Origin of the sequence: Qipengyuania huizhouensis (assembly GCF_019711635.1) — a bacterium.
GTDB lineage: Bacteria > Pseudomonadota > Alphaproteobacteria > Sphingomonadales > Sphingomonadaceae > Qipengyuania > Qipengyuania huizhouensis.
In genome coordinates this window covers 273824-289956 of the sequence record NZ_JAIGNT010000002.1, presented here as the reverse complement: position 1 = coordinate 289956, position 16133 = coordinate 273824, and the positions used below count along the sequence as shown (strand labels likewise).

The 16133-nt window shown below is 61.0% G+C and carries 14 protein-coding genes; 11 read left to right on the top strand and 3 right to left on the bottom strand.

The genetic code is table 11. The annotated features are described in order from the left end of the window. Positions 1-61 precede the first annotated feature (61 nt). Both K3180_RS03930 and K3180_RS03925 read left to right on the top strand, forming a co-directional pair. Positions 62-469 carry a baeRF12 domain-containing protein gene (locus tag K3180_RS03930; RefSeq protein WP_221538362.1) on the top strand — a complete coding sequence of 136 codons (408 nt, stop codon included), beginning with the start codon at positions 62-64 and terminating at the stop codon, positions 467-469. A 132-nt stretch (positions 470-601) separates the two neighbouring features. Beyond that, positions 602-1621: a serine hydrolase gene (locus tag K3180_RS03925; protein WP_221538361.1), complete on the top strand. Its 1020-nt coding sequence runs from the start codon at positions 602-604 to the stop codon at positions 1619-1621. A 94-nt stretch (positions 1622-1715) separates the two neighbouring features. Here the strand turns inward: K3180_RS03925 and K3180_RS03920 are convergent, their stop codons facing one another. Further along, positions 1716-1988 carry a hypothetical protein gene (locus K3180_RS03920; protein ID WP_221538360.1) on the bottom strand — a complete coding sequence of 91 codons (273 nt, stop codon included), beginning with the start codon at positions 1986-1988 and terminating at the stop codon, positions 1716-1718. Between the two features lie 231 nt (positions 1989-2219). Here K3180_RS03920 and polA point away from each other — a divergent pair, with 231 nt between their 5' ends. From polA to K3180_RS03905, 3 genes are read left to right on the top strand one after another with little or no spacing between them, the layout of a single operon-like run. Then, on the top strand, positions 2220-5084 hold the full coding sequence (gene polA, locus K3180_RS03915; RefSeq protein ID WP_221538359.1) for a DNA polymerase I: 2865 nt from the start codon (positions 2220-2222) through the stop codon (positions 5082-5084). 2 nt (positions 5085-5086) lie between these two features. Next, entirely contained in the window at positions 5087-6391 is a 1305-nt protein-coding gene (locus K3180_RS03910; protein WP_221538358.1) for a sensor histidine kinase, read from the top strand. Positions 6392-6403: 12 nt separating this feature from the next. Continuing rightward, positions 6404-7483 (top strand): mechanosensitive ion channel family protein, encoded by a 1080-nt coding sequence (locus tag K3180_RS03905; protein WP_221538357.1) that lies wholly within the window; start codon positions 6404-6406, stop codon positions 7481-7483. Here K3180_RS03905 and K3180_RS03900 read toward each other — a convergent pair. After that, positions 7480-9807: a CDC48 family AAA ATPase gene (locus K3180_RS03900; RefSeq protein ID WP_221538356.1), complete on the bottom strand. Its 2328-nt coding sequence runs from the start codon at positions 9805-9807 to the stop codon at positions 7480-7482. The genes K3180_RS03905 and K3180_RS03900 overlap by 4 nt on opposite strands. A 493-nt stretch (positions 9808-10300) precedes the next feature. Between K3180_RS03900 and K3180_RS03895 the strand changes: the two genes are divergently transcribed. From K3180_RS03895 to K3180_RS03870, 6 genes are all read left to right on the top strand, one after another. Then, positions 10301-11008: a CoA transferase subunit A gene (locus K3180_RS03895; protein ID WP_221538355.1), complete on the top strand. Its 708-nt coding sequence runs from the start codon at positions 10301-10303 to the stop codon at positions 11006-11008. Further along, positions 11005-11907: an HAD family acid phosphatase gene (locus tag K3180_RS03890; RefSeq protein WP_247710276.1), complete on the top strand. Its 903-nt coding sequence runs from the start codon at positions 11005-11007 to the stop codon at positions 11905-11907. The genes K3180_RS03895 and K3180_RS03890 overlap by 4 nt, the downstream gene beginning before the upstream one ends. Before the next feature lies 1 nt (position 11908). Further along, a complete protein-coding gene (locus tag K3180_RS03885; protein ID WP_160727780.1) occupies positions 11909-12574 on the top strand; it encodes a CoA transferase subunit B in 666 nt (221 codons plus the stop codon). Positions 12575-12580: 6 nt separating this feature from the next. Then, on the top strand, positions 12581-13714 hold the full coding sequence (locus K3180_RS03880; RefSeq protein WP_221538354.1) for a CaiB/BaiF CoA transferase family protein: 1134 nt from the start codon (positions 12581-12583) through the stop codon (positions 13712-13714). A gap of 87 nt (positions 13715-13801) precedes the next feature. Then, positions 13802-14350: a GbsR/MarR family transcriptional regulator gene (locus K3180_RS03875; protein WP_221538353.1), complete on the top strand. Its 549-nt coding sequence runs from the start codon at positions 13802-13804 to the stop codon at positions 14348-14350. An 83-nt stretch (positions 14351-14433) separates the two neighbouring features. Then, positions 14434-14841, top strand: coding sequence for a hypothetical protein (locus tag K3180_RS03870; RefSeq protein ID WP_221538352.1), 408 nt, complete (start codon positions 14434-14436; stop codon positions 14839-14841). Positions 14842-14891: 50 nt separating this feature from the next. Here the strand turns inward: K3180_RS03870 and metK are convergent, their stop codons facing one another. Beyond that, positions 14892-16130 carry a methionine adenosyltransferase gene (gene metK, locus K3180_RS03865; RefSeq protein ID WP_221538351.1) on the bottom strand — a complete coding sequence of 413 codons (1239 nt, stop codon included), beginning with the start codon at positions 16128-16130 and terminating at the stop codon, positions 14892-14894. Between the last annotated feature and the right edge of the window lie 3 nt (positions 16131-16133).

Sequence of the window (16133 nt, the reverse complement as noted above, 5' to 3'; positions counted from 1 at the left end):
GGACCTCTTGGGGACTTTGCCCGTTGATGTAGTGACGGAACTTTCCATCAAGGAGACCCATATGAAACTGCCGCACAAGGCCCATGTTGCAATCGTCGATGGCGAACATTTCATGGTCATGCAAAACACCGGCCAGCTTTTCGAACCGAAGCTGGAAGGGGCTCAGAAGCCGGACCTCACAGCGACCAATTTCAGCGCAGGGGTAAAACATCAGGACGATATGGGCCAGCGTAACGGTTCGACCGATCTGAACGAACTTGCTCACGGCGCAGCGGCGGCCGAATGGCTCAATGCCAAGGCCATTTCGGGTGAATTGACGAACCTGCTGGTGATTGCCGACCCGAAGACCTTGGGAGAGATGCGCCGTCATTATCATACCGAACTGCAGAAGCGCCTTGTCGGCGAGATCGACAAGACCGTCACCGGCGAACCGGTTTCGAAGATCGAACAGGTGATCGCAGCGGCCTGAGCGGCTAACGAAATTTCCTTGCCTCGAAAGGCGCCAACGCTGCCGCGACACAATTCGTCGCGGCAGCACTTGCGCATGAATCCGCCTATACGTTAATGTTTCGACAACCATGAATTTGGTATTGGGATGGGTATGCGGACCAAATCACTAGCAAAACTGCTGGCCGCGGGGGTGCTCTCGCTTTCGCTGTCGACACCGGGACAGGCTCAAACCAGCGATTACACTGCGCAGTTCGATCAGGTGCTCGGCACCGAAATACGCGCTCCAAAGAGCTTCGATGCGGTTTACTACACTGCGCTGGAGCAGCGGATTTCCCAGCTGGCCGATGGCTCTCAGGGTCGTATCGGCGTCTACGCCATCGACCTTTCCACCGGGAAGGAAATCGGCATTCTCGCCGATCAGCGCTTTCCCATGGCCAGCACCAGCAAGGTCGCGATTGCCGCGACATATCTGGCCGGGGTCGATGCGGGCAAGTGGAGCCTGACCAGCGAATGGCGCCTTCCCCGTCCGGGCGGAGCCTATCTTTCCGCTCGCCAGCATATCGACCTGATGATCAGCAAGAGCTGCAATGATTGCACCGATGCCTTGCTCGCTGCCGTCGGTGGGCCGCGGGCGGTCAACCAATGGATGCGCAATGCAGGGCTGGAGGAATTCGAACTCACTCGCGATATCGCCACGCTCATTCGTGAAGACGGCCGTATCGATCCGGCGTCGAGCGTAGATCTGCGCGACAGTGCGACCCCCCGAGTAATGGGGCAACTGCTGGCAGGCATCTATCAGGGCAAATGGCTGAGCGCGTCATCGCGTGGCGTCCTGATGGATGCACTTCGCTCTACCACGACCGGCAAAAAGCGCATGCGCTCCGCCCTGCCTTCGAGTGCAGGATTGGCGCACAAGACCGGAACCTTGAGCCGCACCGCCAGCGACATCGGTATTTTCCATACACCTGACGGGCGCGCGATTGCCGCTGCAATCTATGTCACGGGACAAAGCCCGTCGATGGCGATCGAAAACGGCAATCGCAGCCGAAAGCTCGAAGCCCGGCAGATGCGCGACGCTCGGATTTCGACGATAGCAGGCGCTCTCTATCGCGGCTTCGCCAGCAAGGAAGACGATCGCCGCGTGTGGGCAGACGCCGACTACGGCGGATAATCCGACCCTTTACTTCGGGCATGAAAAAGGGCGGTGCCTCGCGGCGCCGCCCTTTCTTGTTCGAAACGGTTATTCGTTTGCGAAGCTGGCGAGATTAGTCGGCAGCAGCTTCTTCAACGGTTTCACCTTCGACGTCTGCTTCGACTTCAGCAGCAGCTTCGTCGGCTTCAGCGGCCAGTTCTTCGGCACCGGCTTCAACGTCGGCAACAGCTTCTTCAGCACCAGCTTCCATGGCTTCCATGTTGGCTTCGGTGTCGGCAGCAACCGAATCAGCGGTGTCACCAGCTGCGTCTTCGGTGGCTTCCGAGCAAGCAGCGAGCGAGAGAGCAGCGGCCGAAGCGGCAGCGACGAGTGCGATCTTGCGCATAATGTAAATCCTTAAATAGCAAGTTCATGGTGCGAGAGAAGCAATCCCACCCCCCTCACGCAAGGCCCGGCAATTCGGGCCTTACGATGTCTAAATAGTGGCGGGATTGTGGCACCGCAAGCGATTTTGCCTTCTTTTCAGCGGAATTGCCGCATTTCCGCCGTTTTTAGGTCACATTTTTCCGCCGGTTGCCGCTCCCCATGCGCACGACTCACTGCTAGTGCCGCTTGGATGGCCGACAAACAGCACCTCTACCTCGTCGATGGTTCCGCCTATATATTCCGGGCCTATCATCGCCTGCCGCCGCTTACCGATCCGGAGGGTACGCCCGTGGGCGCGGTCTATGGCTATACGACGATGCTGTGGAAGCTGGCCGACGATCTCGACAAGGCCGATGGTCCGACCCACCTTGCAGTAATCCTCGACAAGTCGAGCCATTCCTTCCGCAACGAAATTTACGACCAGTACAAGGCCAACCGTCCCGATCCGCCAGAGGATCTGGTGCCGCAATTTCCCCTGATCCGCGATGCGACGCGCGCTTTCAGCCTTCCCTGCATCGAGGAACCCGATGTCGAGGCGGATGATATGATTGCGTCCTATGCGCGGGCAGCCACGCGCAAGGGGTGGGACGTGACCATCGTTTCCTCCGACAAGGACCTGATGCAGCTCATCGGCAAATGCGCCGACGAGGATCTGGAGCCGGGGGTCGAAACCGGCGGTTGCATCGATATGCTCGACACGATGAAGAGCCAGCGTATCGGGCGCGAGGAAGTGATCGAGAAGTTCGGCGTTCCGCCCGAGAAGGTGGGCGATGTCCTCGCGCTGATGGGCGATTCGGTCGACAACATCCCCGGCATCTTCGGGGTCGGTCCGAAAACCGCGAGCAAGCTGATCGTCGAACATGGAGACCTCACCGCCGCGCTCGATGCTGCCGAGGGGATGAAGAAAAGCAAGCTCAAGGAACGCTTGCTGGAACACCGTGCCAATGCGGAACTCAGCCGCGTTCTTGTCACTCTGCGCGAGGATTGCGATCTTCCGGTCAAGCTGGAAGATATGAAGCTCGACGGGGTCCCGAAAGAGCCGCTTTCGGCATTCCTCGAAAAGCATGGCTTCACCAGCCTGCTGCGCCGTCTGGAATCGGGCGCGGGCAGCCCGAACCGGAGGACCGATCTCAATCCTCCCCGACAGCAGACCGCGGGGGCCGAGGCGAGCAGCGAAGGCAATGTGCAGCCGCTCCCCGAAATGCCTGAAGTCGATCGCAGCGCTTACGAATGCGTCCAGACGATGGACCGGCTGGAGCACTGGATCCGGCGCGCGAAAGAGACGCGGCTCGTCGCAGTGGATACTGAAACCAGTTCGCTCGATTGCATGCTGTGCGATCTTGTCGGCGTCAGTCTGGCGGTCGGTCCGAACGAGGCCTGCTATATCCCGCTGGGGCATGGCGGCAGCGATATGTTTGCGGAACGTCCGGAACAGATTGGAATGGAGGCGGCGCTCGCAGCGCTCAAGCCGATGCTGGAAGACGATGCGGTCCTGAAGATTTTTCAGAACGGCAAGTACGACCTGAATGTCCTGGCAAGACAGGGCATCATGGTGTCCCCCATTGACGATACCATGATCATCAGCTTCGCGCTCGACGCCGGACGCAGCGAATCCGGGATCGGCGGCGGCCACGGGATGGACGAGCTTGCCGAACGCCATCTCGGCCACACCTGTCTCAGCTTCAAGGAGATCTGCGGGACGGGCAAGAAGGCGATCCCCTTCGGCGAAGTGCCGCTGGACAAGGCAACCGAATATGCGGCGGAAGACGCGGACGTCACCTGGCGCCTGCATGCCCATCTGCGCCGCCGCCTCCCACTGGAGGGAGGCACGAAGGTTTACGAGCGCGTCGATCGTCCACTCGTTCCGGTTGTGGCAGGGATGGAACGGCACGGCGTAAAGGTGGACCGATCACGGCTGGCAAAGCTGTCCGAGGAGTTTGCCACGGAAACGGCAAGACTCGAAGGCGAAATCCATACTCTTGCCGGCCAGGAATTCACGGTCGGCAGCCCCAAGCAGCTGGGCGATATCCTGTTCGACAAACTTGGCCACAAGGGCGGCAAGAAAGGGAAGAGCGGACAATATTCGACCGACCAGTCGGTGCTGGAACGCTTGTCGATCGATGGGGCGGAAATCGCGAACAAGGTGCTCGAGTGGCGGCAACTGACCAAGCTGAAGTCCACCTATACCGACGCGCTGCAGCAGGCCATCAATCCCATGACCGGCCGCGTGCACACGAGCTACAGCCTTGTCGGCGCGCAGACCGGGCGGCTTTCCTCGACCGATCCGAACCTGCAGAACATTCCGATCCGCACGGAAATCGGCCGCCAGATCCGCGAAGCCTTCGTGGCGGACGAAGGAAATGTGTTGCTGGCAGCCGACTATTCGCAGATCGAACTGCGCCTCGCCGCTCACATGGCGGACGTCGGCCCTCTCAGGGAAGCCTTTGAAAACGGCGAGGATATCCACTCGCGCACCGCAACCGAAATGTTCGGCGAAGTCACCCGCGACACCCGCGCGCGTGCTAAGACCATCAATTTCGCCATCCTCTACGGCATCTCACGATGGGGGCTTGCCGGCAGGCTGGGCGTGGAGCCCGACGAAGCGCAAGCCATGATCGACACCTATTTCAAGCGCTTTCCGGGGATCCAGAAATATATCCTCCACACCCTCGAAAGCGTGCGTGAAAAGGGGTATTCGGAAACGCTCTTCGGCCGGAAGACCTGGTTTCCGCGTATCAATTCGAAGAACCAGAACGAGCGTGCGGGTTCGGAGCGCGCGGCAATCAACGCCCCTATACAGGGCACCAGCGCAGATATCATCAAGCGCGCAATGGTGCGGATGGGGCCGGCGCTGAACGAGGCGGGGCTGCAAGATGTCCGCATGCTGCTGCAGGTTCACGACGAGCTCGTATTCGAGCTTCCCGAAGCAGATGTCGATGCGGCTTCCAAGGTCATCGAGCGGGTGATGGCGAACGCGCACAATCCAGCTGTGGAGTTGTCTGTCCCGCTGGGAGTCGATATCGGAACAGGCAGGAGTTGGGGAGCGGCGCACTAGGCATGGATCGGACTCGCTTTCAGTGGGGGACCAGACTGCCGAATGCGGCGGTGCTGCTGTTCATAGCCGCCGCGATGATGGGGCTCATCTTCCTCGTTTATCAAACGGTAGAGGCAGAACGTCTGCAGCGCGCCCGCTCGCAGCTCACGGCCGAGATCATCGAAGAGCTTCAGCGCGTCGATTCCGCCGCGCTCAACGGAGAAACCGGTCAGCGCGGCTATCTTATCACGCTCGACCGGCGCTATCTCGAGCCGTACAGAAAAGGCCGCGAGCTGATCGATCCCACCCTGCGGCGACTGCGCGAACTTCTCGCCGAAGATGCCACTACCCGTCAGGAAGAATTGCTCGACGAGATCGATGTGCTGGCCCGCGCAAGATTTTCGGAGATGGAAAATTCCGTCATCCTTCTGGAAGATGGCCGCTTGCTCGACGCGCGCCGGGCCGTCCTGACCGACGAAGGTCAGGAGACGATGGAAAGGTTACGCCGCGCGCTGAGCGAGATGGAAGACATCGAGCGGCGGCTTCTGGCCGAACAAGCTGCGGAAACCGCGCGGATCGAAGGCCGGGTTCTGCCATTGCTCGGCACATTGATCGCGCTTTTGATCATCGCGATAATGCTTGGTTCGCGGCTCGTTTCTCGTGCCGCGCGGCACCAGGCCGAAGCTGCACAGGCAGTGGCGGTCGGAGAGGCTCGCGACCGCGCCGACCTGCTGGCGCGCGAGCTCAACCACAGGGTCAAGAACCTCTTCGCCGTGGTGCTTGCCATCGTGCAGATGAGCGCCAAGGACAAGCCGGAAGCCAAGCCGGTAACCGATGCGATCGCCCAGCGCGTTCGCGCCCTGCTGACGGCGCACGAGGTCAGCCAGGGCGAACTGGATCGTGAACTCGCCTCGCTCGAGACGCTGATCGAAACGACGCTCGCACCCTATCGCTCGCAAAGCCAGCCCGCGAAGGTCGAGGGCCCCGAAGTATTGTTGCCCGCGAAGCGCATCACGCCGCTGGGTCTGGTTCTCCACGAGTTGACCACCAATGCAGTCAAATACGGCGCGTGGGCCCACGGGGGCGAGATCGATATTTCGTGGAAATGGGTCGGCGACTCCGTCCGGCTTAAATGGCACGAAAAGGGCGTGCCGATTGTCGATCCACCCGAGCACAAGGGGTTCGGCAGCCTGCTGATGGAGAGCGCTGCCCGGCAGTTCGGAGGTTCCGTCAGCCGGGACTTCACGACCGAAGGCTTGCTGGTCGAGATCGAGCTCCCCCATGTCGACAAAACCGAGCGCCTTGCAAGTCCGCCCCCTCCTCAATAGGGCAGGGCCGTCATGCTCGAACGCTATTACCCGCAGAACTGGCCCATATCGCAGGAAGGGTTGATCCATACGCTGATCGCGCTGGGCGTGGCATTGCTCGGTGCTCTGATCATTCACTGGGTGGTGTTCGCGATCCTGCGCAAGATTACCCGCGCATCGACCAGCCAGATGGACGATGTGGTCGTCGAGAAGATTCGCAACCCGATGCGCTGGGCGATGGTGGCCTTCGCAATCTCCATTGCTGCCGAGAACGATGCCCTGGTCGGCAATGGCTGGGACGTGTTCGCCAGCTTCCTGACACCCGCCGTAGTCGGCTGGGCAGCTTTCGCCCTGGTGAAGGGCCTTGCCGCCGGATACGAGCGTCAGCTTGAACTGACCGGCGATGAGGTCGCCAACCGTGGTTATCGCACACGGATCGCCATTCTTTCCCGCACGGCGCGTGTGGCTATCGTCATAATCACCATTTCACTCATTATGCTGAACATCCCGGGCGTGCGCGACGTCGGCACGACGATGCTGGCATCGGCCGGTCTTGCAGCCTTGGCAGTCGGTGCCGCCGCACAACCCGCTCTGAAATCGCTCATAGCCGGATTGCAAATGGCGCTTACCCAACCGCTCCGTATCGGCGACCTCGTGAGGGTCGACGGGGAGACCGGAAGGGTGGAAGAGATCCGCATGAGCTATGTCACGGTTCGCACCTGGGACGAACGCGTCCTCGTGGTGCCTACCATCCGTTTCCTCGACCAGAGTTTCGAGAACTGGTCACGCGTGAGCGAGAAGCTGACCGGGCCGGTGATGCTCCATCTGGATCCGGCCGCCGAAATCGAACCCATCCGGCAGGAATTCGAACGTTTCGTGAAGGCGCATCCTCTATGGGATGGCCGCAATCTCGCCTTGCTGATGACCGAGGCCTATCCCGAAAGCGTCGCGCTGCGTCTCTCGATGAGCGCAGACACCATCGGCGACCTGTGGACCCTGCGTTGCGAGGTCAGGGAACACATGGTGACATGGCTGAGGCAGAACCAGCCCGATGCGCTGATCCGCCACCGCCTGGAAGTGGAGGCAGCGAACCAGCGGGCCATACAAGGCTAGCTTTGCTCGCTGCCGTGCTTGGCGTCACGGGTACTCTCGACCATCCCCTCGTGAATGAAACCGATCGGCTGGACCTCTGCCGCCCGCTTTTTCAATTCGCCACGCATCTTCCTGTATTCGGCTTCCATCTGGCTGGTTACCGTGGCGCGGCTATCCTTTAGCGCTTCGACGAAATCTGCAGAGGTAACCTCCCGCACATCGCCGCCGGCCCGTTTCAAGGCGTTCAGCCCTGCCCGCCTAACCACGTCCTCGAGGTCCGCGCCTGTAAAGCGCTCGGTCTTGCCCGCAACATCGGCAAGATCGACGTCCCCTGCCAGAGGCATGCTTTGCGTATGAATTCCAAGAATCTGCGCGCGTCCCGCCTTGTCGGGCGTGCCGACATAGACCAGTTCATCGAACCGGCCCGGGCGTAACAGGGCTGGATCGACAAGTGTCGGGCGGTTGGTCGCGCCAATGACCACGACGGATTGGAGCTCTTCCAGCCCGTCCATCTCGGCAAGGATCGTATTGACCACGCGGCCCGTGACCTGGGGCTCGCTCTGGCCGCTACCGCGTGCCGGCACCAAGCTATCGATCTCGTCGATGAAGACGACGCATGGAGCCACCGCGCGTGCACGCTTGAACATGCGTGCAATCTGCTGCTCGCTCTCGCCATACCACTTGGACAGCAGATCGCTCGATTTCATCGAGATGAAGTTCGCTTCGGCTTCCTTGGCCACGGCCTTGGCAAGCAGCGTCTTGCCCGTGCCCGGCGGACCATAGAGCAGGAAGCCCTTGGCGGGCCTGATCCCGAGGCGGTGGAAGGCGTCGGGATTCTTCAGCGGGAGTTCGATGCCTTCCTTCAGCTTCTCGATCGCATCGCCCACACCGCCGATGTCGGACCAGCCGACATTGGGCACCTGAACCATGACCTCGCGCATGGCGCTGGGCTGGACGCGCTTCAACGCGGAGAGAAAATCCTCGCGGCCGACGTAAAGCTCGTCGAGCACTTCTGGCGGAATCGTGCGCTCGTCGAGATCGATCTTGGGCATGATCCGGCGCACCGCGTCGATTGCCGCTTCCCGGGTCAGTGCGGCGATATCCGCGCCGACGAAGCCGTAGGTCGCCTTGGCGAGTTCGGCGAGATCCACCTTGTCGCCCAGCGGCATACCGCGGGTGTGGATGCCCAGGATTTCACGGCGGCCCTTCTCGTCGGGTACGCCGATGACGATTTCGCGATCGAACCGCCCCGGTCGGCGGAGTGCCTCATCGATCGCCTCGGGACGGTTCGTCGCCGCGATAACCACGAGGTTCGAGCGTGATTCCAGCCCGTCCATCAGCGTCAGCAATTGCGCGACGAGGCGCTTCTCTGCTTCACCGGGTACGCGGTCACGCTTGGGGGCGATGGAATCGATCTCATCGATGAAGATGATAGCTGGCGCGGCCTTGGTCGCCTGCTCGAACACCTGCCGCAGCGCCTTCTCACTATCACCATAGCCAGAACCCATGATTTCGGGGCCGTTGATGGTGAAGAAATTCGCGTCGCTTTCGTTGGCTACTGCCTGAGCCAACCGGGTCTTGCCGGTTCCGGGAGGGCCATGGAGCAGCACGCCCTTGGGCGGATCGACACCAAGCCGCGTGAAGAGTTCGGGATAGCGCAGTGGCAGCTCGACCATTTCGCGCAGCGCCTGGATGGTCTCCTCGATACCGCCGACATCGTCATAGTTCACCACCGCGCGGGCATCGCGCGGCGCCTCAAACTCGGCGCGCAGCTCGACTTCGGTATTCTCGTCGATATGGACGATACCCTTGGGGCTCGTCGAAACGACCGAAAGGCGGATTTGGGTCAGCGCATAGGCTGGCGCATTGAACATACGGCGCACTTCTGGCGGCATGTTCTGCACCGGCTGCTGGCCGGTGGTCGCCACGAGATCACCAGCCATAAGCGGTTTGCCGGCAAAATTGCGCTTGAGCGCCTGTGCCGGACCCTGCAGCCGCATGTCGCGATTGGCGGGGGCGAAGACAACGCGCGTTGCGGGACGCGATTCGGCGGCCTTCACCTTGACGTGCTCGCCCGAGCCGACCTCGGCATTCCCGCGCTGGAGCCCGTCGAGCCGGATGACCTCGATCGACTGGTCCTCGTCATAGGCGGACATCGCAATCGCCACCGTGGCCCGCTTACCGACAATCTCAACCGGATCGCCCTCGGTGATGCCGAGCACCTGGAAGGTGGAGCGCGGCATTCTGGCGATGCCCCGCCCGCTTTCTTCCTGCCGTGCCGCTGCGACCTGCAGCCTGACTGTCTTATCCTCTACCGCCGTCGTCGCAGCATCCGCATCGGCCATCTGGGGTAACTCCCTCGCAATTTCGTGCAATTTCCGCCCCGCAGATGGGGACGGGTGACAGACATGCAATGAGCGAGAAGGCTTGGGGGTCCGCAACTGCAAGGCTGGCGGACAAGAAAAAAGCCCGGCTGGCGAACCAACCGGGCTGGAAAAGTCTTGGGAGAGGATGCCTGAAAGGCAGGGCGACATATGCTCCCGCAGCATCTATTGTGCAAGTGCGAAAAGAACAAGAATTGTTGCATAAAGCGCAAGTGAGCTGTGTAAGTAGCTGAATTCAGGATGCCTATACCGCGACCAATCTCGCAAGTGCAGCGAAATGCAAGCTCCTGCCGCTGGTTCTGCCTTCAAGTCTGACAGGTCAACCGGCAGGCAAACCGACGCGGGCCCAGGTTCAATTACAGCGGCCGCCGGCGGAGTGACGTGCGCGCCCACCTGTTCCGGGGGTGACTTATCCCTGACACGGCGCTAGCAGCCAAGCCGTAACGGAGGTCCGATGAACAAGCTCTTTCCCGACGCCGCTTCCGCCCTCGACGGGCTGCTCAAAGATGACATGCTGATAGCCAGCGGGGGCTTCGGCCTTTGCGGCATCCCCGAGCGGCTGTTGACCGCTATTCGGGAAAGCGGGGTGAAGAACCTAACCTTCGCCAGCAATAACGCCGGGATCGACAATGAAGGCATCGGCATGCTGCTTCGCACGCAGCAGGTGAAGAAGATGATCTCGTCCTATGTCGGCGAGAACAAGGAGTTCGAGCGTCAATTCCTTTCGGGCGAGCTCGAAGTCGAATTCTGCCCGCAGGGGACGCTGGCCGAACGCATGCGCGCGGGCGGTGCAGGCATTCCCGGTTTCTACACCAAGACCGGCGTCGGCACGCAGGTGGCCGAAGGCAAGGAGGTGAAGACCTTCGACGGCGAGGATTATATCCTTGAACGCGGCATCTTCGCCGACCTGGCCATCGTGAAGGCATGGAAGGCGGACGAAACAGGCAACCTCGTCTTCCGCAAGACGGCGCGCAATTTCAACCAGCCCGCCGCCACCTGCGGCAAGGTCTGCGTGGTCGAGGTGGAAGAGATCGTGCCGGTGGGCAGTCTCGATCCCGACTGCATCCACCTGCCTGGCGTCTATGTCCAGCGCATGATCGTGGGCGCGCCCTATGACAAGAAAATCGAATTCGTGACGACCCGCGAAAGGAAAGCGGCATGATGCGCGCGGCCCTTGCCTCTCTGACGGCTCTTTCGCTCGCCGCCTGCGCGACCACCCCCACGCCCGAAGCGCCTTCCGCATCGAACGACGCGCCCGCAACGATGCAATGGCTCTATGGCTCGGGCGAGGCAGCAGGCGTTTCGATCCAGGCATGGCGCAATCTTGCCGACTATGCCGTCGCGCGCTCGCGCGAGCGGCGCGTGCCGCAATCGGTGGCCATGGGTATCGGCGGCGAAGTTGCCGCCCCGCAGAGCTGTGCCCGCGGCGATAGCTGGAAACCGCTGGCGGTGGTGTTCGACGTCGACGAAACTGTCATTCTCAACCTCGGCTATGAGTACTGGACCACTGCCACCGGCCAGAGCTTTTCCAGTGAAAGCTGGAAGCGCTGGGAAGAAACGGGGGCAAGCTACGTTCGCCCCGTTCCCGGTGCAGTGACGGGCATTCGTCGTCTGCGTGAGGCGGGCATTACCCCGGTCTTCAACACCAACCGCGAATTCAGCCCCGAAGGCGCGGCCAGGGCCATTGCTGCGGCCGGCCTTGGCGAGGCAGTCCACCGCGACACGCTGTACCTTCGCGGCGATGATGGCGGAGGCGGCGGCAAGGACGGTCGCCGTGCGTTGATCGCCGAGCGCTACTGCGTAATAGCGCTTGCGGGTGACAACCTCGGAGATTTCGCAGACGTGTTCAATGATGACGGGCTCGCCCCTCAGGAGCGGCGCGAACTCGCCGCGCGGGGCGACCTCGCACAGCTGTGGGGCAATGGCTGGTTCGTCTTCCCGAACCCCGTCTACGGGGATTCGCTGAAAGGCACCCTTGAAGAGGTCTATCCCGAAGGCACGCGCTGGTCGCCCGAAACCGCCCCCGCCGATGCGCCCGCAATCATGAACGAAGGCAAGTGACATGACCGATACCGCCACCCTCACCGGATGGGATCGCAATCAGATGGCCGCGCGCGCTGCGCAGGAGCTGGAAGATGGCTACTATGTCAACCTCGGCATCGGGATCCCCACGCTGGTCGCCAACCACATTCCCGAAGGCATGCATGTCACGCTGCAGAGCGAGAACGGAATGCTGGGCATCGGCCCTTTCCCCTATGAAGGGGAGGAAGATGCCGACCTGATCAATGCGGGCAAGCAGACGATCAGTGAATTGCCCCACAGCGCCTATTTCGACAGTGCGCAGAGCTTCGCGATGATCCGCGGCGGCCATATCGACCTGACCGTGCTCGGCGCGATGGAAGTGGCGGAGAACGGCGATATCGCCAACTGGATGATTCCCGGCAAGATGATCAAGGGAATGGGCGGCGCGATGGATCTTGTGGCCGGCGTGAAGAAGATCATCGTGGTGATGGACCATAATGCCAAGGACGGATCGCCCAAATTCATTCCGTCCTGCACTCTGCCGCTGACCGGGCAGAACGTGGTCGACATGATCGTGACCAATCTCGGCGTTTTCCATCGCCCGGATCACGAGAGCGCTTTCCGACTCATCGAGCTCGCCCCCGGAGTGACGGCTGAAGAGATCGCCCAGAAAACAACCGCGAAATACGAGGTCGCGCTGGGCTGACCATTCATGGCCGACTGGCTCGAGAAACCTCGTAATGAGAACAGCCCGCTCGCAGGACTGAAGGTACTCGAACTCGCCCGCGTCCTGGCCGGTCCATGGGCGGGCCAGATTCTCGCCGATCTCGGCGCCGACGTCATCAAGGTCGAGAGCCCCGAAGGCGACAATACGCGCATCTGGGGACCGCCCTGGGTCGAACATGGCGGCGAAACGACCTCCGCCTATTACCATGCCTGCAATCGCGGAAAGCGCGGGATTACCGCGGATTTCAGAAACGAGAGCGAACTTGCGCACATCGCGGAACTGGCGACGGGTGCGGACGTCTTGCTGGAGAATTTCAAGCCCGGAGGGCTCGCCAAATTCGGCCTCGATTACGAGACGCTGGCGCGCGCAAATCCCGGAATCATCTATTGTTCTATCACGGGATTCGGGCAGGACGGCCCGCGGCGCAACGAGCCCGGCTACGACTTCGTAATCCAGGCGATGAGCGGCTTCATGGCACTGACCGGAGAGCCGGAGGGAGATCCCATGAAGATGGGCGTGTCCATCAGCGACCTGTCTTGCGGATTGTGGGCCACCAACGCTGTGCAGGCAGCGCTGTTGATGCGGCACCGCACGGGCAAAGGTCAGTGGATCGACATGAGCCTGCTCGATTGCTCGGTCGGCCTGCTTGCCAATCAGGCGATGAGCTACCTTGCGACCGGGGAGAACCCGCCCCGCATGGGCAATGCGCACGCGCAGGTCAGCGCCTATGGCGTATTCCCGACACAGGATGGTCCTGTGGTCCTGGCCCCGGCGAACGATGCACTATTCCGGAAGCTGCTGGCGCTGATCGACCGCAACGACCTGCTCGATGATCCGCGCTTCGGTACCAATGCAGACCGTGTGGAACATCGCGCTGAATGCGACGCGCTTATTGGCGAAGCTACGGCAGGATGGTCACGCGATAATCTCCTCGCTGCCTGTGCGAAATCAGGCATTCCCGCAGGTCCGATCAATTCCATCGACGAGGTCTTCGCCGATCCGCAAGTGGTCTCAAGAGGCATGCGGATCGCCCCCGAAGGCATGCCGGGCGTGCGCAGCCCCTTCGTCTTTTCCGACGCCGAACTGACTCTCGACAAGCCTTCTCCTGCCAAGAGCTAGAACGACGAAATATCGACGCGTTGCGGAAAGTCGTTGACGCAGTCAGTAATTTCTGTATTTTCAGAAATAAAGAAAAGGGAATCGGTTATGGCCGACATCATGGACATCCCCGAAGCGCGTGCTTTTATCCTCCACTGGGGTGAGATGGGCAGCGAGTGGGGCGTGAATCGCTCGGTCGCGCAGGTCCATGCCCTGCTCTATCTCTCAGACAGGCCCCGCCATGCAGAGGACATTTGCGAAAAGCTGGGCCTGGCCCGCTCCAATGTCTCGAACGGCCTCAAGGAACTCCAATCCTACCAGATCGTCCGCCGCGTCCACGTCGAAGGCGACCGGCGTGACCATTTCGTCGCCGAAAGCGATTTGTGGGACATGCTGATGAAGATCACGGCCGAGCGCAAACGGCGCGAGATCGATCCCACGATCCAGCTGCTTGGCGAATTGTCGGAAAGCCTCGGCAAGCGCGATGACGTACCTGCCCATGTGCGCGAACGTATCGGCCGGATGCATGAATTCATCGGCAATCTTGCAAGCTGGTATTCCGACGTTCGGCGCCTGCCCAAATCGACCTTGGTCACGCTGATGAAACTCGGCAGCCGCGTCGCGCGCTTGCTCCCCGGAAGCAAGACGAAGACCTGATCCCACAGACCTGAGAAAGGATGGACAATACCTGCAATCCCAAATGTGATTTCTCAAATTACAGAAATTAGAGGAGAAGCAATATGTACCTCGTTCCCGCCTATATCGTCTATCTCGTCGTGAGCATTGCGCTAACGGTCTGGGTCGCACGCACGCTGTCGAAGAACGGAATCGTATTTCTCAAGGAGTGCTTCGGGCATGACGACAGCCTCGCCCATTCGACGAACCACCTGCTTGTCGTGGGCTTCTACCTGGTCAATCTGGGATGGATATTGCTGTCGCTGCGGTTTGGCAGCGAACCGCAGGGAATGGCCGAAGCCTTCGAGTTTCTATCGACGAAAATCGGACTGGTCGTCGTCGCGCTCGGCTTCATGCACTTTTTCAATATGAACGCTGTCGCCAAATTCGGCCGCAAAGTAGGACAGTGGCTGCGTGAAGATGATTTCGGCAATCAGTTGAAGCCGGAACCGCAACGCGGCATTCTCGATTGAACGACGCAAGCCAACGGAAGGGGCGGCCCCGCAATGGCCGCCCTTTCCTGTTAGCGCAGAGCGGCTTTCAGGTCCTCGATCAGATCTGTCCGCTCCCAGGGGAAGTATTCACCATCCGCCTGGCGACCAAAATGACCGTAAGCGGCACTCTTGCGATAGATCGGCTTGTTTAGGCCGAGGTGCATCCGGATACCGCGCGGGGTCAGGCCGCCGAGCTTTTCGATATTGCGGATGGCGTCTTCGAGCGCTTCATCGGTTACGCCTTCCGAACCGGTGCCATGCGTGTCGACATAGATCGAAAGTGGCTTCGAAACCCCGATCGCATAGGACAGCTGGATCGTGCAGCGCCGGGCAAGGCCCGCAGCGACAATGTTCTTCGCAAGGTAGCGGGTGATATATGCTGCCGAGCGATCGACCTTGGTCGGATCCTTGCCGCTGAACGCTCCCCCGCCATGCGGCGCCGCCCCGCCATAGGTATCGACGATGATCTTGCGGCCTGTCAGGCCTGCGTCCCCATCGGGCCCGCCGATTTCGAAAGCGCCGGTCGGATTGATGTGCCATTCGGTCTCGTCCGACACCCAGCCTTCGGGCAGGATTTCTGCGACGACGCCCTTCACATAGGCCTTGAGCTCGGCTTCCTTCTCGCCCTCGTGATAGCCCTTGGCATGCTGGGTCGACACGACGATGGCCGTGCAGGCGACCGGCTTGCCGTTTTCATACCGCAGCGACAACTGGCTCTTGGCATCGGGCTCGAGGAAGGGCGCCTTGCCATTCTTGCGGTCGGCGGCAAGCCGCTCGAGGATCTTGTGCGAATAATCCAGCGTCGCCGGCATGAGATCGGGCGTTTCGTCGCAGGCGAAGCCGAACATGATGCCCTGATCGCCAGCGCCTTCGTCCTTATTGCCATTAGCGTCCACGCCTTGGGCGATTTCGCTCGACTGGCCATGGAGGTGGTTTTCGAAAGTCAGCGTCTTCCAGTGGAAGCCGCTCTGCTCGTAGCCTATTTCGCGAACGGTACGGCGCACGGCCTGTTCGATCTCTTCCTTCGCGCCCGGTGCCCAGCCGCCGTTTTCGGCCCATGCGGCATTGTTTGCGTCATACATCGGCGCGCAGCGAATCTCGCCGGAGAGTATCACGCGCTGAGTTGTCGTCATCGTTTCGCAGGCGACGCGCGATTCCGCGTCCTTCGACAGCATCAGGTCGACGATTGCATCGCTGATCTGGTCGGACACCTTGTCGGGATGGCCTTCCGAAACGCTTTCGGAAGTGAACAGGTAACTGGTGCGCATCAA